Origin of the sequence: Mesorhizobium sp. Mes31, from assembly GCF_024519675.1 — a bacterium.
Taxonomy (GTDB): domain Bacteria; phylum Pseudomonadota; class Alphaproteobacteria; order Rhizobiales; family Rhizobiaceae; genus Mesorhizobium.
This window is the reverse complement of sequence record NZ_JALJRL010000090.1, coordinates 1-232: the sequence shown is the minus strand read 5'-3', so window position 1 is coordinate 232 and position 232 is coordinate 1. Positions and strand designations below refer to the sequence as shown.

General features: G+C 62.5%; 1 pseudogene. It reads left to right on the top strand.

Features of this window, described 5'->3' with window-relative positions:
• Window positions 1-108 precede the first annotated feature (108 nt).
• A pseudogene (locus NR193_RS33705) lies at window positions 109-232 on the top strand (U32 family peptidase); the annotation flags it as partial.

Here is a 232-nt window from a genome sequence, read left to right as displayed (position 1 = left end):
ACTGGCTCGTCTTGTCGATACGGGAATTCTCGGTGCGCTGGATGTCGCGCGCCAAATGGCCGATCGCAACTCCAGACGCAAGGCACCTGAGGCATGACAAGCGGACGCATGGAACTTGTCTGCCCCGCCGGAACCCCCGCCACGCTGAGGGCAGCCGTCCAGGCAGGCGCGGATGCAGTCTATTGCGGATTTCGCGACGAAACGAATGCCCGGAACTTCCCGGGACTCAACT